This window comes from Pedococcus sp. P2_F6 (genome assembly GCF_056403675.1).
Genome location: NZ_JBFUEZ010000005.1, coordinates 65,241 through 86,724 on the forward strand (window position 1 = coordinate 65,241; position 21,484 = coordinate 86,724).

Genomic DNA, 21,484 nt, shown 5'->3' on the forward strand with positions numbered 1-21,484 from the left:
CAGGCGCTGAGCCTGGGTGAGCGGGCGGCATACCCTGACCCTCTCCGCACGAGGAGCCAGGGGGTGGCGCCGACGAGAGGGTGAAGGGGCCCCACCCGCCGGCGCGCGCGGTCAGGAGGAAGCGACCGCGTTCAACCACGCCTGTCCGTTGGGGACGCCGACGCCGGTGACGTCGTCGTACCCGGGGCGGACGTGGATGGTCAGGGCGTCATCACGGTCGAAGTAGCGAGCGCTGTAGACGTAGCCGTCGCCGGCGTCGACGCCGTTGACGTAGTCGGAGCGAACGTCACCGGGGTAGGCCGCGATGTCGGACTTGGTGATGTCGATGCTGGTGCTGCGGGCTCCGTAGAGCACCGGGTTGGCGAGACCGAACGCGTGACCCGCCTTCTGCTGGGCCAGCGCGAACATGCCCGCGTAGAGCGGCGAGGCGAGCGAGGTGCCGCCGATGCGGTACTCGGAGTACTGCTGCGACCCGTCCGGGAAGGTCTGGGTCTCACCGACGAGCATGCCGGTGTTGGGGTCTCCGAGGGCCGCGACGTCGGGCACCGAGCGCATCGCGCCGCCACCGTAGGTCTGCGAGATGGCCGCAGGGACCACACCCGCCTGGTAGGAAGGCTGGGCGAACAGCCGCGAGGTGCCGCCGCCGCTGCCGTAGAGGAACGCCGGGGTGTTCCACGTCGTGGTGGTCTTGTTCAGCGTGCCCTTGGCGGTCTCCCAGCCGAGCTCGAAGACTCGACCGTTGGCCTGGGACACGCCGGCGCTGGTGCCGCCCACCGCCGTGACGTAGGGGCTCGAGGCCGGCCAGTCCGGGCTGGGGGTGGCGCCCGCGACCCCGCCGGTCTCGTCGCCGCTGTCGCCGGAGGAGAAGAACAGCGTCATGCCCTCTGCGGCCGCCTGGATCTGGGTGTCCAACGACGGCTTGATGGTGCCGGCCGGGAGTGCTTCGCCGCCGTAGCCGTAGGAGTTGCTGACGATGTCGGCGAGGTGCTTGTCCACCACCTTGTTCATGATCGCGTCCATGTCGCGGTAGTTGTTCGGGGCGCCGATGTAGGTGATGTCGGCTCCCGGAGCCATGGTGTGGACAGCCTCGACGTCGAGGGTCTCCTCACCGGCCCAGCCCTGGGGGTCCTGCCTGGGGTTCTCGGGACGGTTGTAGGTGCCCGGCGCCACGACCTGGGTGAAGTGACCGTTGAGGGACGGCAGCCCGTGGGCGGCCGAGTAGGTGTTGGCGTCCTGGAGGATCGTCGGCGACGCGTAGGCGTCGATGATGCCGACCGTGACTCCCCGGCCGTCGTTGCCGGAGCCGATCGCCCCGGTCATGCCGTACAGGCCCTGGAGCTGCGCCCCGGCATACCCCTTGGGCGCGAAGGCGCTCGGGGAGGCCGGCAGGGCGGTGCCGTCCGGCGTCGGGGTGTTCTGCACCGTCTTCTCGCCCCAGTAGGCGCTCGTCGGCTCGGCGTTGCGGAACAGGTCCGGTCCTGGGGTGACCTTGTCCGCGTGGGCCAGGGTCTGCGACTCGTCGAGCCCGACGACGCCCTCGACGGCGGTCAGGCTCGCGGGGACCTTGAGCGCCGAGGCGTTGGCGCGCACCACCTTGCCCTCGGTGCGGTACTCCGCGAAGGAGGTGTCGAAGGCGGCGGCCGCCTGGGCGAGCGTGCCGGTGGCCTCGACGTACTTGCGGTTGTCGGGGGTCGTGCCGATCGAGAAGCCCTGGCTCTTCAGCCACGCCGAGACGCTGTTCACGTCGGCCTGCACGGGCGAGAACTGGGCGCGGAACTGCGCCGGGGTCAGGAACTTCTTGTAGTTGGCGCTGCCGGGGGTCGAGACGGAGCTGGCGTATGCCGCGGCCGCGTCACCTCCGCGGTAGTTGAGGTAGACGCGGAACGTGACCTGCTGGGTGCCGTCGGTGCTGGCGGCGCGGTTCTTCGCGACGGCCCAGGACGGGACGCTGCCGGGCAGGGCGTGAGGCCCCGACGTGGCAGCCAGGGCGGATCCGGCGGTTGCGGCAGTGACCAGTGCGGCTGCGCCCAGTGCGGCGCAGGCGGTTCTCGACATTCGTGACATCAGACCTCCGGGACGAGTGGCCCGGGGCAGCCGGGTCTCGGCCGCCCGCAGGTGGAGCGGTCTCATTCGACACCGGGGGTTGGTCCCTGCCCGATGACAAATGTCACCGGTTTCATGTGAGTTCCCTGAGAGCCATGGCATGCGAGGGGCCTGCTTGGCCGTGAATCGCCGGATTGCCTGATTCCTCCAGCACTTTCGGCGTGCTTCCACCTGCGCCGGGTGGCGGTCCTGCTCGACGCCGGGCCGTCCTAGCGTGGGAGACCGGCACCGACCGACAGTGCCCGACGACCCCACCGTCCTCCGAACCCCCTGCTGGCGGGAGCTCCCCTGACGACGGAGCCGCGGCTTACACCGCTGGCGATGCCGACCCGGCTCCAACCCGGGCCGGTGCAGCTGAAAATTGGAGGAGTCATGACACCACGCATGACCGCAGCAGGGGGCGCAAACAGGATGACCCGCAGGTCGCGGCTGAAGGCCGCGCTCGCCATCGCCGGGCTGGTCGTCGCGGGAGCGGTGGCCGTGCCACAGGTGGCCTATGCCGCCGACGGCCCGTTCAATATCGACGGCACGGTCCCCGACGCCAACACCACCGAGCTCGCAGACGGCTTCGGCAACGTCAAGGAGCTGGGCCCGAAGAACTCGAACGTCACCAAGATCGGCGTCATCCACAGTGCGGCTCTACCGATGCTGGACACGACGAACCCGAACGGCCAGGTCGACCTGCGCCGTGCCTGGCTCGACACCGAGCGTGACACCGCCGCCCCCAACCACGACTGGCTCTACTTCGCCTGGGAGCGCGACGCCAACAGCGGCAGCGGCTTCATCGCCTACGAGTTCATGCAGAGCGCGGCTCCCGCCGCCTGTGCCTACGACACCGCCACCGACGCGCAGCTCATTGCCGCCTGCAACCCGTGGGCGAACCGCAAGGCCGGCGACTTCATGATCCTGTGGGACCAGAGCGGCAGCAGCAAGGACCTGATTCTGCGCACCTGGTCCGGCACAGCGCCCAACCTGGTCCTGAGCGCTGGGACCACGCTGAACGCCGCCGTCTCGCAGGCCGCGTACAGCTCGGACGGGTTCCGCGGCGAAGCAGCGGTCGACCTGACCGCGACCATCTTCGGCGGCAGCACGGCCTGCAAGACGTTCGCCAACACCATTCCCAGCACGGTGACGGGCAACTCCGACTCGGCCGACTACAAGGACACCATCCTCAAGAACGCTCCTCCGATCACCAACTGCACCTCCACGACCGTCACCACGCCGAAGACCGGCGCCGGTGGTGACATCCCTGCAGGTGGTCTGTCCATCGGGACGGGTGTCGTGTCCGTGAAGGACTCGGCCGTGGTTGACCTCGTGGGCGGTACCGCCACCCCGACTGGCTCAGTCGCGTTCAACCTCTGCAAGGTCGACTCCCCCGGGCTGTGCACGACTGGCGGGACCTCGGTCGGATCGACCAACCTGACCGGCGCGGCCTACCCCGTGACGGTCCTGTCGCCGATCGCCTACGTGACCTCGGCAGGTCGATACTGCTGGCGGGCAGCGTGGAGCGGCGACCCGGCCAACGGCATCCCCGGCTCGTCCGACTCGCGAGCCAGCGAGTGCTTCACCGTCAACCCGGTGACGCCCGACCTCGCCACCACGGCCAGTGACGACGTCGTCCTGGGTGGTTCCGTGAGTGACACCGCCACCCTGAGCGGCTTGGCCACCCAGCCGGCCAACCCGGTCATCAACCTGACCGGTACCGGTGGTGCTGCAGCGGGCGGAACGGTGACGTTCACCCTGTTCGGGCCGGACAACTGCACCACGGCGGCGTACACCTCCGGTGCGGTCACGGTCAGCGGCAACGGCACCTACAACACGCCGAACCCGCAGTTCGTCCCGACCGCGGCAGGCACCTACCACTGGGCGGCCTCGTACAGCGGGAACCTGCCTAACAACAACGGCACGACCCACAACACCGCGTGCGACGACACCAACGAGGACGTCGTCGTCACCACCGTGCCGTCGTCGCTGACCAGTGCGCAGACCTGGGTGCCGAGCGACTCGGTGACCGTGTCTGCCACCGCCGGCGGCGCCATGGCTGGCACCGTGTCGTTCGAGTTCTTCACCAACGGCGCCTGCACCGGATCGAGCGCGTTCTCGACGACCAGGACCGTCGCCGGCGCCTCACCGCAGTCCGTCCTGTCGGGCAACGCCCCGGCGCAGACGGCCTCCGGCTCGTTCTCGTGGCGGGTCAGCTACGACAGCACCAACCCCGGGCAGCGTGACATCCCGGCCAGCTGCCACGAGACGTCGGCGCTGACCGTGGCCAACGGCGGGACGATCTCGAGCCCGTAACGCCCCACCATCAGTCCATTCCTTCGAGGCGGCGCTGCCGAGCCTGACAGCTCGGCCGGAGGACGCCGGAAATCGTCCAAAGGCATGAGGTCACGTCATGGCCGGACGAGCACCCTTGTCATGGAGTGCGCGCGCTGAAGGGGCCCACGAGCAATCCGACGCGGCCGCGACCGCGACCGTGAGTCCCCCTTGAGGAGCACCCATGTCCGCGAAGTCAATGCTGCGACGGCTCGTGCTGGCCGTCGTCTCCGTCATAGCCCTCGCCATCCCCCTCGTCATCCCAGTCGCCCTCGGCTCGAGTGCCTCGGCGGCAACGGCTGCACCCGTCACGTGGCACGTGCGCGTCGGCGCCGAGACCCCCGACATGGCCGTCACCGCCATGGCCTTCCTGCCCGAGAACATCTGGGTCGACGCCGGCGACACCGTCCACTGGACCTCCAACAGCGCAGAGCCGCACACCGTGACCTTCCTTGCCCCCGGGACGGCGCTGCCCGAGTTCAACCCGTTCGACCCGTCACAGACCGCCGCCCAGGGATCCTCGCCCTACAACGGCACCGCCTACGCCAACTCCGGAATCCTGGCCACGCAGCCGATCTTCGTGTTCACCAACCCCGCCACCAGCTACCAGCTGACCTTCACGACCACCGGCGACTTCACGTACGTCTGCCTGCTGCACGGTCTGATGATGACGGGCACGGTGCACGTCCGTCCGGCCGGCACCGCCTACCCCTACACCCAGCAGGACTACGACAGGGTCGGCACGCAGCAGGCCCAGGCCGCGCTCGGTCACGGACGGGACGCCTGGCGGCAGGCCCGGCAGTCGCACGCCACCACCGGGTCCCGTGTCCTGGTCGGCGTGGACGGCGAGGGCTTCGGGGTGTCGCGGTTCGTCCGTGACCACCTCGTCGTGCACGTGGGCCACACGGTCTCGTTCTACGTGGCCGGACCCGGCGCACCGCACACCGTGACCTTCGGCGAAGAGCCTCCCGGGCTCGCGGTCCTGGCCCCATCCGGCGACCCGACCCACTTCGCCGGTGGCGACCTCAACAGTGGGGTCCTCGCGCCCGGCACCCCGTTCGACGTCACCTTCACCACCGTCGGCACGTTCCACTACATCTGCGCCATCCACGACGACATGGGCATGGTCGGCGACGTCGTCGTCGTCCCCTGAGAGCCGGGCGCCCGCGAGTCTGAAGGATCGTCAGGACCCTGGTCCGGACGATCCTTCAGGCTCGGTGGCTGTGCCGCGTCAGTGGGTGTGGTCGCCCGCGAGCATCGCCTCGCGACCGGCGCCGAGGACGGTCAGAGGGAGCAGCGTCTTGCCCGTCGGGCCGACCTCGATGTCGGTGCCCATCTGCGGGCAGACCCCGCAGTCGAAGCACGGCGTCCAGCGGCAGTCGTCGACCTCGGTCTCGTCGAGGGCGTCCTGCCAGTCCGCCCAGAGCCACTCCTTGTCGAGCCCCGAGTCGATGTGGTCCCACGGGAGCACCTCGGTCTCGCCGCGCTCGCGCGTGGTGTACCAGGCCACGTCGACCGGGAGGTCGGCCAGCGCGGTGTCGGCCGCCGTCATCCACCGGTCGAACGAGAAGTGCTCGCTCCAGCCGTCGAACCGCCCACCGTCGCGCCAGACCTGTTCGATGACCCGGCCGATCCGGCGGTCGCCACGGGATAGCAGTCCCTCGACGATGCCGGGCTTGCCGTCGTGGTAACGGAATCCGATGGACGAGCCGTAGCGGCGGTCGGACCGGATCGCCTCGCGCAGCTTGGCCAGGCGGGCATCGGTCTCCTCGTCGCCGAGCTGGGCGCACCACTGGAACGGCGTGTGCGGCTTGGGCACGAACCCACCGATCGACACGGTGCACCGGATGTCACGGCGACCCGAGACCTGGCGACCGGTCTCGATGACCTTCTTCGCGAGCTCGGCGATCTGGAGGACGTCCTCGTCGGTCTCGGTGGGCAGGCCACACATGAAGTACAGCTTCACCTGGCGCCAGCCCGCGCCGTACGCCGCGGCGACGGTGTTGATGAGGTCGTCCTCGGACACCATCTTGTTGATGACCTTGCGGATGCGTTCGCTGCCGCCCTCGGGCGCGAAGGTGAGCCCGGAGCGGCGGCCGTTGCGGGTGAGCTCGTTGGCGAGGTCGATGTTGAAGGCGTCGACGCGGGTCGACGGCAGCGACAGCCCGGTCTGCGTGCCTTCGTAGCGGTCAGCCAGACCCTTGGCGATGTCGGCGATCTCGGAGTGGTCGGCCGAGGACAGCGACAGCAGCCCGACCTCCTCGAAGCCTGTGGCGGCCAGGCCGCGTTCGACCATCTCGCCGATACCGGTGATGGAGCGCTCACGCACCGGGCGGGTGATCATCCCGGCCTGGCAGAACCGGCAACCGCGCGTGCACCCACGGAAGATCTCGACGGACATCCGCTCGTGCACCGACTCGGCCAGCGGCACGAGAGGCTGCTTGGGGTAGGGCCACGCGTCGAGGTCCATGACGGTGTGCTTCGACACCCGCCACGGCACTCCGTGGGCGTCAGCCTTGGGCGCGACCCGCTGGATCCGCCCGTCGGGCAGGTAGGAGACGTCGTAGAGCGACGGGACGTAGACCCCACCGGTCCGAGCCAGGCGCAGCAGCAGCTCGCGGCGGCCGCCCGGCATACCCTCCGCCTTCCAGGCACCGATGTGGTGGGTGACCGCGAGCACGGCCTCCTCGCCGTCGCCCACGATCGCAGCGTCGACGAAGTCGGCGACCGGCTCCGGGTTGAACGCGGCGTGACCGCCGGCGATGACGATCGGGTCGTCGTCGGTGCGGTCGACCGCGTGCAGCGGGATACCCGCGAGGTCGAGTGCGGTGAGCATGTTGGTGTAGCCGAGCTCGGTCGAGAAGGACAGCCCGAGCACGTCGAAGTCCCGCACCGACCGGTGCGCATCGACGGTGAACTGGGGCACGGCGTGCTCGCGCATCAGTGCCTCCAAGTCCGGCCAGACCGCATAGGTCCGCTCGGCGAGGGCGTCCGGGCGCTCGTTGAGCACTTCGTAGAGGATCATGACGCCCTGGTTCGGCACGCCCACCTCGTACGCGTCCGGGTACATCAGCGCCCAGCGGGTGGTCAGCTCCTGGCCGTCCGGGCCGTGACCGCCGCAGTTCCAGTCCTTCACCGTGGAGTTCAGCTCGCCCCCGACGTACTGGATGGGCTTGCTGACCTGCTCGAGCAACGGCTCGAGCAGCGGGAAGACGGAGGCGCCGCAGGTGTGGGTCATGGTGGGACAAGGGTAACGGCGGCACCGCCGAGTGCCGAAAATGCGACGATTCCCACGCTTCTCACAGCAAGGGCTCCTACCATCGCGCGGGTGCCTCGCCACCTCCCGTCGCCACGCGTCGTGGCCGGCGGCGTCGCCCTGGCGGTCGGTGCGGTCGCCATCGCGGCGGTGGTGGGCGTGGTCGGGTCGCGACCACCCGCTGGATCGACCCCGGTGCACACCGCCCTCCCCCAGGTGCGCAGCACCCCGTCGGCGTCGCCGCAGGGGGCGACCCCGACCACCTCGGACACCATGTCCATCGTGGGACTCGGAGACTCGGTCACCGCCGGGTCCAACTGTGACTGCGCAGCGTTCGTGGAGCGGCTCGCCGACCTGGTCGCGGCGCGGGACGGGCGGGCTGCGACCGCCACCAACCTCGGGGTGCCGGGCCTGACGACCGGCTCGCTCGCCGCGCAGCTGACCCAGTCGGGACCGTCCGGGTCGGTGGCGTCGGCTGACACGGTCGTGCTGACCATCGGGGCCAACGACCTCGGACCACTCGAGGACCAGTGGGAACGGACGGGGTGCGGTGCGGCCTGCAGGGCGCCAGCCGTGACAGCCATGGCGCGCGGGCTCGCGAAGGACCTCGCCCGGATCAGGGACCTCGGGCACGCCGGTCAGCGGGTGGAGGTGACGACCTACTGGAACGTGTTCGAGGACGGCGACGTCGCCGACCAGCAGCGCGGGCTGGGCTTCGCCGACTGGAGCGACACCGTGACGCTGGCCGCCAACCGAGCGATCTGCGCGACGGCGCGGACCTTCGGTGACACCTGCGTGGACCTCTACGCACCGTTCCTCAGCGCGGACGGCAACCGCAACCCCACCCCGCTGCTGTCCTCCGACGGGGACCACCCGAACGCCGCCGGTCACCAGGTGATCGCCCGTGCCCTGCTGGCGGCGACACCTCCCTGAGGACGGTCAGGCGCCGAGGTGGGCGGACAGGAAGTCGAGGGCCTGCGGCATCAGGGCCGACCACGTGGCGAAGTTGTGTCCGCCGCCGGGGACGACCACGGTCGTCACGGACATCGGGGCGTGCACGAGCGCGACGAACCGCCGGGTGTCGCGGATCCCCGTGCCCCCGACTTCGCCGGTCCCGATCGTCGCAAAGAGCGAGACCGGGGGTTCGGGCTGGTGGCGCACCAGCCATTCCGGGTCGTTGAGGTCCCGCAGCACCGACGACCCACCCCAGAGGTCTCCGGTCGTCCCGTCCCGGAGCGTGTGGTAGTAGCCGGAGAGGGAGGCCGCCGTCGTGAACACCGAGGCGTGGGTGAGCAGGAGCTTGGTTGCGCAGTAGCCTCCGGTGGAGTCACCGATGGCACCCCAACCGACGGGAGCGACCCGCAGGGTCTGGGACACCGTCCTCGGGACGTCCTCACCGAAGTAGGTCAGGGTCTGGGGTCCGGCCGGCACGTCGCTGCACTCGGTGTCCCGCGGCGGTGCCACGGTCGGTCGCATCATGACCAGGACCATCGGCCGCGCACGGTGCGCGTCGATCTGCGACAGCAGGACATCCGGGTACTTCATCCGCGAGACCAGGTTCCTCGTGGTTCCCGGGTAGCCGGTGAACACCTCCACCCCCGGGAACATGGTCCGCGCGTACGCCCTCTGGAAGTACTGCGGTGGCAGGTAGACCGCGGCAGGTTCGGACAGTCCGCTGTGCGCGCCTGACAGGGTGAGGGTCTCCACCCGCCCGCGCGTGGCCCACTGCGCAGGCGTCGACCAGGAGTCGACACCCCCGAGGGAGGCGTCGCTGGTGGCTGCCACCGGGAGGGCGCCGTGGCGCCTCGTCGGTGGGTTCACCCCGGCGTGGACCGCCGCAGCCGCCGAGGACGACGTGCCCAACAGCTCCGACCAGGACCCGTAGAAGAACCCGTAGTCGTTGAGGGCAGCCGCGACCAGCAGCACCGCGGCGAGCTGGGACGCCACGACCAGCGCGACCCTCTGCCCCACGCGCGCAGGGGCAGGGCCGCGGACGCGGGACCACATCACGAGCGCCAGGACGGTCGTGGCGACCGTCGCCAGACCCAGCGTCACGAGCAGGGGCCAACCAAGCAGGGGCATGCGCAAACCTCCGACCGGCCCCAGCACCAGGGCACGAACCCAGCGTGCGCGCGGCCGATGTGAGCAGACTGCGTGCTGGCTGGGGGTTGGCTGGGAGCCTCAGCGCGCATTCAGGTTCGCGTTGGGCCGGCAGGTCAGAACCCAGCCCGCGGAGCGCTGGGCGACCCCGTCCGGCGATACTGGACGGGTGCCGAGCACGGCCGAACGAGTGGCCGCGGCGATGCAGGCGGTCCCCCGTCTGGCGTTCCTGCCGCCCGCCCAACGACGTCACAGCGAGCGCGATGCGCCGCTCCCGATCGGTCACGGCCAGACCAACAGCCAACCGACGACCGTCCGGCAGATGTTGGAGCTGCTCGACGTCCAGCCCGGTGACCGGGTCCTCGACGTCGGCTCCGGGTCCGGCTGGTCCACGGCCCTGCTGGCCCACCTGACCGGACCGGCGGGCCGGGTGACCGGCGTGGAGCGGGTTCCCGACCTCGTCACCTTCGGCGCCGCCAACCTGGCGCTGAGGGGTATGCCGTGGGCGCACGTCGAGGCGGCCGTGCCGGGCGAGCTGGGCCACGCGGCATACGGACCGTATGACCGCATCCTGGTGTCCGCGCAGGCGCCGTCGCTCCCTGCCGAGCTCGTCCGGCAGCTGGCACCACGAGGTGTGCTCGTCATCCCGGTCGCTGGACGGATGGTCCGGGTGGTGGCACGCGACAGCGGGCCGGCGGTCGAGGAGCACGGGTGGTACCGCTTCGTGCCCCTCGTCGCCGACCCGCCGCGTGGAGCTGCTGCTCCGGGTCCTGCGGACTAGCCCTCTGGCGCGACCTACTGGCTGGTGTAGAGCGCGTCGAGCGTCGTCTGGTACTTCTCGCTCACGGCCTTGCGGCGCAGCTTGAGGCTCGGCGTGAGGTCACCGTCCTCGATGGCGAGGTCGTGGTCGAGGATCGTGAACTTCTTGATCTGCTCCCAGCGGTTGAGGTTGACGTTGAGGTTGTCGACGTACATCTGCACCATGTCGCGCACCTCCGGGGAGGTGACGATCGCGCGGTAGTCGCCGGCGACTCCGTGCAGGTCGGCCCACTCCTTGATCGCGTCGGCGTCGAGGGTGACCAGGGCCGTCACGAAGTTGTGGTCGGACCCGTAGACCATGAACTGGCTGACGTAGGGGCACAGGCCCTTGAAGGTCGACTCGATGAGCGAGGGACCGACGTACTTGCCACCGGACGTCTTGAAGAAGTCCTTCTTGCGGTCGGTGATCTTGAGGTACCCGTTGTCGTCGAGGGTCCCGATGTCGCCGGTGTGCAACCAGCCATCGGCGTCCTTGGTCTCGGCCGTGTCCTCGGGCTTGTTGTGGTAGCCCTCCATCACGCCGGGACCACGCAGCAGGACCTCGCCGTCCTCGGCGATCTGGACCTCGGTGCCGGGCAGGGCCCAGCCGACGGTGCCGATGGCGTTGGTGGCCGGCCGGTTGACGAACGACGCCGCGCTGGTCTCGGTGAGGCCGTAGCCCTCCAGGATGACCAGGCCGACGGAGTCGAACCAGGTCGCGATGTCCTTGTTGAGCGCCGCAGACCCGGAGATGAAGAACCGGATCCGACCGCCGAAGCGGGCCCGCACCTTGTGCAGCACGAGCTTGTCGGCGACGGCGTACTGGCGGGCGAGCATGCCCGAGGGCTCCTCGCCTCGCGCGCGGGCGTCGGCGACCTTGGCGCCCACGCCGGTGGCCCACGCGAACAGCTTGGCCTTCACGCCGCCCTCGTTCGCGACCATCGTCGTGATCCGGCCGTAGGCCTTCTCGAAGATGCGCGGTGCGGCCCCCATGAAGGTCGGCTGGACGACGGCGAGGTTGTCGACGATCTTGTCGACGCGGCCGTCGATCGCCGTCGGGAAGCCCATCTGCAGGGGCAGGGTCAGCAGCACCTTGCCGAAGACGTGCGCCAGCGGCAGCCAGAGGTACTGGAGGTCGCTGGGGTTCAGGATGCCGATCGAGTCGACGGCAGCGGCTTCGTAGGTCCACGCGTCGTGGCTGAGGCGGACGCCCTTGGGACGGCCCGTCGTGCCCGAGGTGTAGATGATGGTGGCGAGCTGGTCCTTGGTGAGGGCGTCGATGCGGTCGTCGACGGCCGAGGAGTTCGTCGTGAGCAGCTCGGCGCCCATCTGCTCGAGCTCGTCGAGGCTGATCACCCAGTCACCGTCCGTGGTGCCGTCGATGGTCACGACGCGGACGATCTCCGGCAGGTCGATCCGGCGCTCCCGAAGCTTGGCGACCTGGTCGTCGTCCTCGGCGAACACGACCACGCTGCCCGAGTTGGACAGGATGTAGGCGACGTCCGGGGCGATCGTCGTCGGGTAGATCGTTGTGGTGGCACCACCGGCGCACATCACCGCGAGGTCCGCAAGCGCCCATTCATAGCGCGTCGAGGAGGCGATGGCCACGCGGTCCTCGGGCCGTACGCCGAGGGCGATCAGGCCGGCGGCGAGGCGGTAGGCGCGCTCGCGCACCTGGCTCCAGGTCACCGACGACCAGGAGTCGTCCTCCGCGAAGCGGAACGCCTCGGCCTGCGGCGTCTTGGCGACCCGGTCACGGAACAGGTGGGCCACCGTGGGCGGGCGTTGCTCCAGGACGGCGGCGCTGAAGCGCTCGTTCCTGGAGGCGGCTCTCGTGGAGGTCGCATGGGGGGCTTGAGTCGACATTGACCGTCCTCGGCTCGGTGACAGGGAGTGTGGGGTGACAGTGGGGTGAGACTGCGTGCGGTGACAGTGCGGTGACACGGCGTGACAGGGGTGACAGGGGTTGCCGGGGATAGTGCCACGCACGAGGGTCCAACGGGGGTGATCGAGCGCGATTGTGGCCAAACAGTTGGACGTCGCCGCGGAGCGCGTTGAACGCGTCACGCTTCGTGCGGTCAGGTCTCGTGTCGGCGGTATGCCGCGTGGTTCAGCGCCGCCGCGAGGCCAGGTGTGCGTTGTTGACCAGGCCGACCGCCAGCCAGCAGGCGAACATCGAGGACCCGCCGTACGACAGGAACGGCAGCGGCAGTCCGGTGACCGGCGTGATCCCCAGGTTCATGCCGACGTTCTCGAAGACCTGGAACAGGAACCACACCGCGACCCCGGAGGCCATCAGCCGTCCGAACGCGTCCTGGGCCCGTGCGGCCACGAGGACGGCGCGCAGCACCACGAACCCCAGGAGCAGCAGCAGGCCTGCGGCGCCGAGGAAGCCCAGCTCCTCCCCCGCCACGGAGAACACGAAGTCGGTCTGCTGGTAGGGGATGAACCCGCCCTGGGTCTGCCGACCCTCGAACAGGCCCTGGCCCTGCCAGCCCCCGGAGCCGATGGCGATGCGCACCTGGCGGGTCTGGTACCCGATCCCCTGAGGGTCCGCCTGCGGGTCGGCGAAGGCCGTCAGCCGATCCCGCTGGTAGTCACTGAGGACGGGCGTGGTGAGGGCAACGACGACAGCCGCCGCCACCAGGGCCGTTGCAGCCGCGAGGTAGCGCTTGGGGGTGCCGGCGACCGCGATCACGCCGAACCCGAGCGATCCGAGGACGAGGGCCGACCCGAGGTCGGGCTGGAGCATGACCAGCCCGACGGGGACGCCCACCACGAGGACGGCGAGGAGCAGGTCACGACCGTCGGGCTGGGCCTGGCGGTCGATCCGCTCCCCCAGCAGGATCGCCAGGCCGAGGCACAGGGCGACCTTGGCGAACTCCGACGGCTGGACCGAGAATCCCCCGGGCAGCAGGATCCACGAGTGCGACCCGTTGACGGTCGACCCGACCGGGGTGAGCACCAGCACCAGCCCCGCGACGGACGCGAGGTAGAGCAGGGGCGCCACCGCCCGCAGCAGCTGGTACCCGGTCCTGGTCACGGCGGCGGCCAGCGCCACGCCGAGGACGGTGTTGGTCAGGTGCCGCACGAGATAGGCCGACCCGGCCTGGTGCCGGGTCGCCGACCAGACGAGCAGCGCCCCGATCAGCGAGAGCCCGAGGGCCGCGACGACCAGCCCCCAGTCGCTCCGGCTCCACCGCGCCGCGCCGCCACTCGCCCTGGCCCAGGTCCCGCCGGAGCGGGACCTGCTCGTCAGGACGGGACGATCGAGGTGAGGACCCGTCGACACTTCTCGATGTCCCCGGCCATGGCCTGGAGCAGCTCGTCGATGGAGTCGAAGCGCAGCGTGGGGCGGATGTGCTCGACGAACTCGACGGTGACCTCCTCGTCGTAGAGGTCGAGGTCCGTCCGGTCGAGGACATAGGCCTCCACGGTCCGCACGGTCCCGTCGAAGGTCGGGTTGGTCCCCACCGAGATCGCTGCCGGCAGGGTCCGCTCGGGGTCGTTCGCGGGCTTGGCCACCCGGGTGAGCCACCCGGCATACACCCCGTCCGCGGGGACGAGGCCGAGCGAGTCCGGCGCGAGGTTGGCGGTCGGGTAGCCCAGCTCACGCCCGCGGTGGGCGCCGTGCACGACGGTGCCGGTCATGCGGTGCGGCCGTCCGAGGATCGCAGAGGCGGCTCCCACCTCGCCGGCGGCGAGGTGGCGACGCACCGCGGAGGACGACCAGCGCTCGCCGTTGCCGAGGTCGTCGAGGACGACCACGTCGAAGCCGTGCTCCTCCCCCAGCGCCGCGAGGGTGGACACGTCGCCGGTGTAGCCACGCCCGAACCCGCGGGCGTCCTCGCCGACGACGATCGCGCTGACACCGAGCGTCTCGACGAAGGTGTGGACGATGAACTCCTCGGCGCTCTGCTGCGCGAACTCCTCCGTGAAGTCGAGCACGAGCAGGCCGTCGATGCCGGTGGTCTCGAGCAGCTCGTCGCGCAGCCGCCCCGGCGCGATGAGCTCGAGGGTCTCGGGGTGGAAGATCGCCGCCGGGTGCGGGTCGAACGTGACGGCCACACTGGGCAGGCCCCGCTCGGTCGCCTCGGCGAGCAGGCGGGCCAGCACCGCTCGGTGTCCGAGGTGGACTCCGTCGAAGTTGCCGAAGGTGGCGACGGAGGGGCGCAGGCCCTCAGGGGTCTGGGCGGGATCGGTCCAGCGGTGCACGGAGGACACTCTACGAACCAGCGGGGGCAAACACGACGTGCGCCCTGGCCTGACGTCCGGTCTCGTCGAGCATCGCGACCAGCCGGCCGTCCGGCGAGAAGGCCGCGACCGGCTCGGTGCGCCCCTCCTGCGCGGACTCGACCCGCTGGCCATAGCCCAGCGCGGTGGTCTCCGAGTCGGTGAGCTCGCGCACGATGAACTGGGCGCGAGCCGCATCGGCGAGCGGGGTGACCGGCATCTGCTCCGGGTCCTCGACGGCGCCGAGCGCCTCGAGGTCGTGCGCCCGGTCCAGGGTGAAGGCCCCGACCCTGGTGCGGCGCAACGCGCTCAGGTGGCCGCCGACGCCGAGTGCGGCACCGAGGTCGCGGGCGAGCGCACGGACGTAGGTGCCGGAGCTCACCGTCACCTCGACGTCCACGTCGAGCACGGGTATGCCGCCCACGTCACCCGGGCGCGTCGCGAGGATGTCGAACCGGCTGACCGTCACCGGTCGTGGGGGCAGGTCGACGTCCTCGCCCGCCCGGACCCGGTGGTAGGAGCGCTCACCCTTGACCTTGATGGCCGAGACCGAGCTCGGCACCTGCTCGATGTCGCCGGTCAGCTGGCTCACGGCCGCTTCCAGCTGTCCCGGGGTGACGCCATCTGCGGCCGTGGAGGAGGTGACCTCCCCTTCGGCGTCGTCGGTGATCGTGGCCTGGCCCAGCCGGATGGTGGCGGTGTAGTCCTTGTCGCAGCCGACGAGGAAGGTCAGCAGCCGGGTGGCCCGGCCGATGCCGAGCACCAGGACGCCGGTCGCCATCGGGTCGAGGGTGCCGGCATGGCCGACCTTGCGCGTCCCGCACAGCCGACGGGCCCGGCCGACCACGTCGTGGCTGGTCCAGCCCGACGGCTTGTCGACGACGAGCAGGCCGTCAGGCGCGGGCATCCGCGCCGTCGTCGCTGGTGTCGCCCCTGGGGTCGTCCGTGGAAGGAGCCTCGTCCTCGGGCTCGGGCTTGCGGTAGGGGTCGGCGTCGCCGGCGTAGGTCGCGCCGGCCGCAGCCGCAGCCACCGCCTCGTCGCGCTCCTTGGCCTCGCGCAGCAGGTCCTCCATGTGCGCGGCGGTCTCGGGGATCGCGTCGGCGAAGAAGTCCAGGCTGGGCGTCAGCCGGATCTGGATCTGCTGGCCGACGAACGACCGCAGGCGACCCTTGTTCTTCTCCAGCAGGGCGGCCGTCTTCTCGCGCTGGGCCTCGTCACCGAACACGGTGTAGAAGACCGAGGCGTGCTGGAGGTCGCCGGTGACGCGGACGTCGGTGACGGTGATGAAGCCCAGGTCGGGGTCCTTGACGATCGACACGACGTTCGCGGCGATGAGCGTCTTGATGCGATCGGCGATCTTGCGCGCGCGTCCGGCGTCAGCCATGCGAGGACTCCTTGCTGGTGTGGGTGAGGTGGGAACTCTCAGGCGAAGGCTGATGATGGCGCGCAGCACCGTAGAACGAGCCTGCGAGAGGTGCAGGCGCCATCATCCGGCTTGGCCGGGTGGGCCGGCGGTGACATGCAGCCGCCGCCGGCCCACCCGGCATACCGTCAGGCGCGGGGCTTCTCACGCATTTCGTACGTGGCGATGAGGTCGCCGAGCTGGAGGTCGTTGTAGGACCCCAGGTTGATGCCGCACTCGAAGCCCTCGCGGACCTCGGTGACGTCATCCTTGAACCGGCGCAGTCCGGCGATCTCGACGTTCTCGGAGACCACGACACCGTTGCGGGTGATCCGGGCCCGGGTGCCGCGCTTGATCTCGCCGCTGCGCACGATGGAACCGGCGATGTTGCCGAACTTGCTGGAGCGGAAGATCTCGCGGATCTCGGCGGTGCCGAGCTCCACCTCCTCGAACTCCGGCTTGAGCATGCCCTTGAGGGCCGCCTCGATCTCCTCGATGGCCTGGTAGATCACCGAGTAGTAGCGGATCTCGACACCCTCGCGCTCGGCGTAGTCGGCGTTCTGGCCCTCTGCACGCACGTTGAACCCGATGATCACCGCGCTGGACGCCATGGCCAGGTTGATGTTGTTCATCGTGATCGCACCGACACCGCGGTCGATGATCCGCAGGTCGACCTCGTCGCCCACGTCGATCTGGAGCAGCGCGTCCTCGAGGGCTTCGACGGAACCGGACACGTCACCCTTGAGGATGAGGTTGAGGGTCTCGACCTTGCCTGCTGCGAGGGCCTCGGTGAGGTCCTCGAGCGAGATGCGCTTGCGGGCCTTGGCCAGCGAGGCCTGACGGTCCGCAGCTTCGCGGCGCTCGGCGATCTGACGGGCCGTGCGGTCGTCCGGGGCCACCACGAAGGTGTCACCGGCGCGCGGGACCGAGGACAGACCGAGCACCTGCACCGGACGGGACGGACCGGCCTCGGTGAGGTTGTTGCCGTGCTCGTCGAGCATCGCGCGGACGCGGCCGTAGGCCGAGCCCGTGACGATGGCGTCCCCGACGTGCAGCGTGCCGGCCTGGACCAGCACCGTGGCCGTGGCGCCACGGCCACGGTCGAGGTTGGCCTCGATCGCGACACCGCGGGCGTCGCGGTCGGCGTTGGCGCGCAGGTCGAGCGCGGCGTCGGCGGTGAGCAGGACGGCCTCGAGCAGGGCGTCGATGTTCTGTCCGGCCTTGGCAGACACGTCGACGAACATGGTCTCGCCGCCGTACTCCTCCGCGACGAGGTTGTACTCGGTCAGCTGCTGGCGCACCTTGGCCGGGTTGGCACCCTCGACGTCGATCTTGTTGACCGCCACGACGATCGGCACGTCCGCAGCCTGGGCGTGGTTGAGCGCCTCGATGGTCTGCGGCATGACGCCGTCGTCGGCCGCGACCACGAGGATCGCGATGTCGGTCACCTTGGCACCACGGGCACGCATGGCGGTGAACGCCTCGTGACCGGGGGTGTCGATGAAGGTGATCGGACGGTCGACGCCCTCGTGCAGCTTGTGCACCTGGTAGGCACCGATGTGCTGGGTGATGCCGCCGGACTCGCCACCGGCGACGTCCTCGTTGCGGATCGCGTCGAGCAGGCGGGTCTTACCGTGGTCGACGTGGCCCATGACGGTCACGACCGGCGGGCGCGCCTCCAGGTCCTCGTCGTCCTCACCCTCGATACCCGTCTCCAGGTCGATGTTGAAGGCGTCGAAGAGCTCCTTCTCCTCCTCTTCGGGGGAGACGACCTCGATGTTGTAGCCGAGCTCGGCACCGAGCAGCTTGAAGGTGTCCTCGTCCAGCGACTGGGTGGCCGTGGCCATCTCGCCGAGGTGGAAGAGCACCGTCACGAGGGCACCGGGGTTGGCGTTGATCTTGTCGGCGAAGTCGCTGAGCGACGAGCCTCGGCGCACGCGGATGAGCGTGTCGCCGTTGCCGCGGGGCACGCTGACGCCACCGAGTGACGGCGCCTGCATCTGCTCGAACTCCTGGCGCTTCGCACGCTTGGACTTGCGTCCGCGCACGGGACGGCCACCGCCGCGCCCGAAGGCACCTGCGGTCGAGCCTCGACCGGCGCCACCACGGAAGCCACCGCCACCGGGGCGACCGGCGAAACCGCCGCCACCACCACCGGGGCCACCAGGGCCTCCGGGACCACCGGGTCCACGGCCGCCACCGGCACCGCCGGGGCCGCCGGGACCCCGTGCGCCACCGCGGGCGGGACGGTCACCGGGACGGCCGACCGCACTGCGGTCGGGCATCATGCCGGGGCTGGGACGGGCTCCGGCCGGACGCGGTCCACCGGGGCCGGCAGTGCCGCCAGGGCGCGGACCGGCGGCACCGGGACGGCTCTGGGGGCGCGGCATACCCTGGCTGGGCGCGAAGGGGTTGTTGCCCGGACGGGCGCTGTCGCGGCCGCCACCCTCACGGGGTGCGCCTTCGCGGGGTGCGGCGTCGCCACGACCCGGCTGTCCGCCGTCACGGCCGGTGCGCATGCCCTGGCTGGGCGCAAACGGGTTGTTGCCCGGTCGCGGTGCGCCCGGACGGGGAGCGCCCGGGGCGGAACCGGCCGGACGCGGGGCGCTGCCGGGACGCGGGGACGCGGGGACGCCGGGACCCTGCTGGTCACCATCACGAGCGGACTGGACGTCGGCACGGGCGGCGGGAGCCTCCGGAGCGGCGGGCGCGGTGGGAGCCGGGCTCGCCGGTGCGGCGGCAGCAGGAGCCGTCACCGTCTCGGGAGAGGCGGGCGCCGGTGCCGGTGCGACCGGAGCCGACGGGGCAGCAGCCGGAGCCGACGGGGCAGCGGCAGGCGCTGCCGGCGCCGCAGGGGCGGCGGCAGCAGGCGCAGCGGGAGCGGCCGGACCGGCCGGCTTCGCTGCAGCCTTCTTGGCGGGAGCCTTCTTGAGGTCCTCGGGGAATGTCTCGGTCGCCTTGCGGACGACGGGGGCCTCAATCGTCGAACTGGCGGTCTTGACGTACTCGCCAATGCTGTTGAGGTGGGCGATCAGCGTCTTGCTGTCGGTGCCGAGCTCTTTGGCGAGCGCGCTTACACGGACCTTGGCCACGTTTCTCCTGTTCCTGGTCCGCAGTCAGGTGACAGGCGCGGACCGTCGTCAATGCTGGTTGGAGCTCATTGCTGAGTTCTCATCGGATGCTCATCAGCGTCAAACCCATTCTCGGTTCGATGGACATAACCGGTTCCATGGACGGTGCCCATGGAGGCGGACGGTTCCCCTCGGGATGAGGGGCTGTGCTAGCTCGTGGTCCGGTCCAGGCCCTCGACGTATGCCGTGACCGCTGCCGGATCCGGCGCGGCGCTGACACGCAGCGCGCGACCGAACGCCCGGCGGCGAAGGGCCTGCTCAAGACAGTCGCCCGTGGGGTGCAGCCAAGCGCCGCGCCCCGGCAGGCAACGCCGCAGGTCAGGAGTCAGCCGGACTGCTCCGGTCTCATCCGTCTCCGCGACCACTCGCAGGAGTGCCGACCAGCTATCCGTCCGGCGGCATCCCACACACGTCCGGGTCGGTTGCCCGTGCGAGGTGTGGAGGGTCGTGCGCGATGCCGCTGGCCGGAGTCCAGTCCGGTCGGTCACCACCAGTCTAGCCCCTACTGCCGATCGGACGTGTCATCCGCACCTGCGGAGGACGCCGCGACGGGGGCGGTGTCAGGGCGGATGTCGATGCGCCAACCGGTCAGCTTGGCGGCCAGGCGGGCGTTCTGGCCCTCCTTGCCGATGGCCAGCGACAGCTGGTAGTCGGGGACGATCACGCGCGCCGAACGCAGCGTCGGGTCCACGATCTGCACCGACTGGACCCGCGACGGCGAGAGGGCCGCGGCCACGAAAGTGCGGGCGTCCTCGGAGTAGTCGACGATGTCGATCTTCTCCCCGTGGAGCTCGGTCATGACGGCCCGGACGCGGGCGCCCATCGGGCCGATGCAGGCGCCCTTGGCGTTGAGCCCCGCGACCTTGGAGTGCACCGCGATCTTGGTGCGGTGGCCGGCCTCACGCGCCAGGGCGGCGATCTCGACCGAGCCGTCGGCGATCTCGGGCACCTCGAGGGCGAAGAGCTTGCGGACCAGGTTGGGGTGGGTGCGGGACAGGCCGATCTGGGGACCCTTGGGCCCGCGCCGCACGGACACGACGAAGCAGCGCAGCCGCTCCCCGTGGACGTACTTCTCCCCCGGCACCTGCTCGGCCAGGGGCAGGATGCCCTCGACCGTGCCGAAGTCGACGGTCACGACCCGGGGGTCGGGGCTCTGCTGGATGATGCCGGCGACGACGTCGCCCTCGCGACCCTTGAAGTCGCCCATGATCGCGTCGTCCTCCAGGTCGCGCAGTCGCTGCACGATGACCTGCCGCGCGGTGGACGCGGCGATCCGGCCGAACCCGGTGGGGGTGTCGTCGAACTCCGGGCCGTACTCACGCACCGGGCGCTCGACCGGCGCCGGCGGAGCGTCGGAGTCGGTGTCCCCGTCCGGCTCGGCGGCCTGGGGCTCGGGCTGCTCGAGCTCCTCCTTGGCCCAGACGATGACGTGTCCGGTCTTGCGGTCGAGCTCGACCCGCGCCGAGCGATAGGCACCGTCGGTGCGGTGGTAGGCCACGAGGAGGGCCTGCTCGATCGCGGGGATGAGGATGTCCAGGGAGATGTCGCGCTCGCGCTCCAGCGCCCTCAGTGCAGCCAGGTCGATGTCCATGTCAGTGCTCCTCAGAATTGTCGTCGTCGTCGCTGGCTGCCCTCGAGAACTCGACCTGCACCACAGCCTTGGACACGTCGGCATACGCCACGTCCACGGACTGTGCCGGCACCTGCTTGACCGCAGGGACCTCGAGGGTCACACCCGTCTCACCCGCAGCGGTGATGCGGCCGGTCACGGCCGGGCCCTCCAGCGGGGTGATGGTGACCAGCCGGGAGACGTTGCGCCGGAAGTGGCGAGGCTCGGTCAGCGGCCGGTCGATGCCCGGCGACCCGACCTCGAGCGTGTAGGGCTGCTCGCCCATCGCGCCGGTCTCGTCGAGGGCATCGCTCACGGCTCGGGTGGCGTCGGCCACCTCGTCGAGGGTGAGGGGCGGCGTCGTGGTCGTCGTGTCACCCGTCGCGTCGAGGATGCGGTCGATCCAGAGGCGGACCAGACGACGCTTGCCTGCGGGGGTCACGGCGACGTCTTCGACCAGCAGGCCGAGGTCGCGCAAGGGGCCCTCGACGGCGGGACGAATCTGTTCCTTGACGCTCACTGACTCGTCCTCTCT

At 70.5% G+C, this 21,484-nt stretch carries 16 protein-coding genes; 4 read left to right on the top strand and 12 right to left on the bottom strand.

The genetic code is table 11. The features are described 5' to 3' along the window. Positions 1–111: 111 nt before the first annotated feature. A complete protein-coding gene (locus tag AC1DWP_RS15470) occupies positions 112–2,055 on the bottom strand; it encodes a S53 family peptidase (RefSeq protein WP_477615381.1) in 1,944 nt (647 codons plus the stop codon). A 459-nt stretch (positions 2,056–2,514) separates the two neighbouring features. Between AC1DWP_RS15470 and AC1DWP_RS15475 the strand changes: the two genes are divergently transcribed. Further along, positions 2,515–4,401, top strand: coding sequence for a hemagglutinin (locus AC1DWP_RS15475; RefSeq protein ID WP_477615382.1), 1,887 nt, complete (start codon positions 2,515–2,517; stop codon positions 4,399–4,401). Positions 4,402–4,603: 202 nt separating this feature from the next. After that, positions 4,604–5,572 (top strand): cupredoxin domain-containing protein, encoded by a 969-nt coding sequence (locus tag AC1DWP_RS15480; RefSeq protein ID WP_477615383.1) that lies wholly within the window; start codon positions 4,604–4,606, stop codon positions 5,570–5,572. Between the two features lie 78 nt (positions 5,573–5,650). On the opposite strand, the gene AC1DWP_RS15485 is transcribed toward AC1DWP_RS15480, so the two are convergent. Further along, positions 5,651–7,657: a TIGR03960 family B12-binding radical SAM protein gene (locus tag AC1DWP_RS15485; RefSeq protein WP_477615384.1), complete on the bottom strand. Its 2,007-nt coding sequence runs from the start codon at positions 7,655–7,657 to the stop codon at positions 5,651–5,653. A gap of 90 nt (positions 7,658–7,747) precedes the next feature. Between AC1DWP_RS15485 and AC1DWP_RS15490 the strand changes: the two genes are divergently transcribed. Further along, the gene (locus AC1DWP_RS15490; RefSeq protein ID WP_477615385.1) at positions 7,748–8,608 is read left to right on the top strand and encodes an SGNH/GDSL hydrolase family protein; all 861 of its coding nucleotides are present in this window, start codon (positions 7,748–7,750) and stop codon (positions 8,606–8,608) included. Positions 8,609–8,614: 6 nt separating this feature from the next. On the opposite strand, the gene AC1DWP_RS15495 is transcribed toward AC1DWP_RS15490, so the two are convergent. Beyond that, positions 8,615–9,757: an alpha/beta hydrolase gene (locus AC1DWP_RS15495; RefSeq protein ID WP_477615386.1), complete on the bottom strand. Its 1,143-nt coding sequence runs from the start codon at positions 9,755–9,757 to the stop codon at positions 8,615–8,617. A 187-nt stretch (positions 9,758–9,944) separates the two neighbouring features. On the opposite strand from AC1DWP_RS15495, the gene AC1DWP_RS15500 reads away from it, so the two are divergent. Continuing rightward, entirely contained in the window at positions 9,945–10,556 is a 612-nt protein-coding gene (locus tag AC1DWP_RS15500; RefSeq protein ID WP_477615387.1) for a protein-L-isoaspartate O-methyltransferase family protein, read from the top strand. Between the two features lie 14 nt (positions 10,557–10,570). Here AC1DWP_RS15500 and AC1DWP_RS15505 read toward each other — a convergent pair whose 3' ends face one another. From AC1DWP_RS15505 to rimP, 9 genes are all read right to left on the bottom strand, one after another. After that, on the bottom strand, positions 10,571–12,439 hold the full coding sequence (locus AC1DWP_RS15505; RefSeq protein ID WP_477615388.1) for an AMP-dependent synthetase/ligase: 1,869 nt from the start codon (positions 12,437–12,439) through the stop codon (positions 10,571–10,573). A 244-nt stretch (positions 12,440–12,683) separates the two neighbouring features. Beyond that, positions 12,684–13,865 carry a rod shape-determining protein RodA gene (gene rodA / locus AC1DWP_RS15510; protein ID WP_477615389.1) on the bottom strand — a complete coding sequence of 394 codons (1,182 nt, stop codon included), beginning with the start codon at positions 13,863–13,865 and terminating at the stop codon, positions 12,684–12,686. Then, positions 13,829–14,788 carry a bifunctional riboflavin kinase/FAD synthetase gene (locus AC1DWP_RS15515; protein ID WP_477615390.1) on the bottom strand — a complete coding sequence of 320 codons (960 nt, stop codon included), beginning with the start codon at positions 14,786–14,788 and terminating at the stop codon, positions 13,829–13,831. Before AC1DWP_RS15515 ends, rodA begins: the two co-directional genes overlap by 37 nt. 10 nt (positions 14,789–14,798) lie before the next feature. After that, positions 14,799–15,713 carry a tRNA pseudouridine(55) synthase TruB gene (gene truB, locus AC1DWP_RS15520; RefSeq protein WP_477615391.1) on the bottom strand — a complete coding sequence of 305 codons (915 nt, stop codon included), beginning with the start codon at positions 15,711–15,713 and terminating at the stop codon, positions 14,799–14,801. After that, positions 15,700–16,191 (bottom strand): 30S ribosome-binding factor RbfA, encoded by a 492-nt coding sequence (rbfA, locus tag AC1DWP_RS15525; protein ID WP_477615392.1) that lies wholly within the window; start codon positions 16,189–16,191, stop codon positions 15,700–15,702. Before rbfA ends, truB begins: the two co-directional genes overlap by 14 nt. A gap of 167 nt (positions 16,192–16,358) precedes the next feature. Further along, entirely contained in the window at positions 16,359–19,301 is a 2,943-nt protein-coding gene (infB, locus tag AC1DWP_RS15530; protein ID WP_477615393.1) for a translation initiation factor IF-2, read from the bottom strand. A gap of 188 nt (positions 19,302–19,489) precedes the next feature. Next, complete coding sequence (locus AC1DWP_RS15535) at positions 19,490–19,831, bottom strand: YlxR family protein (protein WP_477615394.1); 342 nt, start codon at positions 19,829–19,831, stop codon at positions 19,490–19,492. An 11-nt stretch (positions 19,832–19,842) separates the two neighbouring features. Beyond that, entirely contained in the window at positions 19,843–20,931 is a 1,089-nt protein-coding gene (gene nusA / locus AC1DWP_RS15540) for a transcription termination factor NusA (RefSeq protein WP_477615395.1), read from the bottom strand. Between the two features lies 1 nt (position 20,932). Beyond that, positions 20,933–21,469, bottom strand: a complete 537-nt coding sequence (gene rimP, locus AC1DWP_RS15545; RefSeq protein WP_477615396.1) for a ribosome maturation factor RimP — start codon at positions 21,467–21,469, stop codon at positions 20,933–20,935. Between the last annotated feature and the right edge of the window lie 15 nt (positions 21,470–21,484).

Excerpts from the sequence above, each read along its gene's own strand:
- AC1DWP_RS15470 (WP_477615381.1), bottom strand. The coding sequence starts at position 2,055 with ATGTCGAGAACCGCCTGCGCCGCACTGGGCGCAGCCGCACTGGTCACT.
- AC1DWP_RS15475 (WP_477615382.1), top strand. The coding sequence starts at position 2,515 with ATGACCCGCAGGTCGCGGCTGAAGGCCGCGCTCGCCATCGCCGGGCTG.
- AC1DWP_RS15480 (WP_477615383.1), top strand. The coding sequence starts at position 4,604 with ATGTCCGCGAAGTCAATGCTGCGACGGCTCGTGCTGGCCGTCGTCTCC.
- AC1DWP_RS15485 (WP_477615384.1), bottom strand. The coding sequence starts at position 7,657 with ATGACCCACACCTGCGGCGCCTCCGTCTTCCCGCTGCTCGAGCCGTTG.
- AC1DWP_RS15495 (WP_477615386.1), bottom strand. The coding sequence starts at position 9,757 with ATGCCCCTGCTTGGTTGGCCCCTGCTCGTGACGCTGGGTCTGGCGACG.
- AC1DWP_RS15505 (WP_477615388.1), bottom strand. The coding sequence starts at position 12,439 with ATGTCGACTCAAGCCCCCCATGCGACCTCCACGAGAGCCGCCTCCAGG.
- truB (WP_477615391.1), bottom strand. The coding sequence starts at position 15,713 with ATGCCCGCGCCTGACGGCCTGCTCGTCGTCGACAAGCCGTCGGGCTGG.
- rbfA (WP_477615392.1), bottom strand. The coding sequence starts at position 16,191 with ATGGCTGACGCCGGACGCGCGCGCAAGATCGCCGATCGCATCAAGACG.
- nusA (WP_477615395.1), bottom strand. The coding sequence starts at position 20,931 with ATGGACATCGACCTGGCTGCACTGAGGGCGCTGGAGCGCGAGCGCGAC.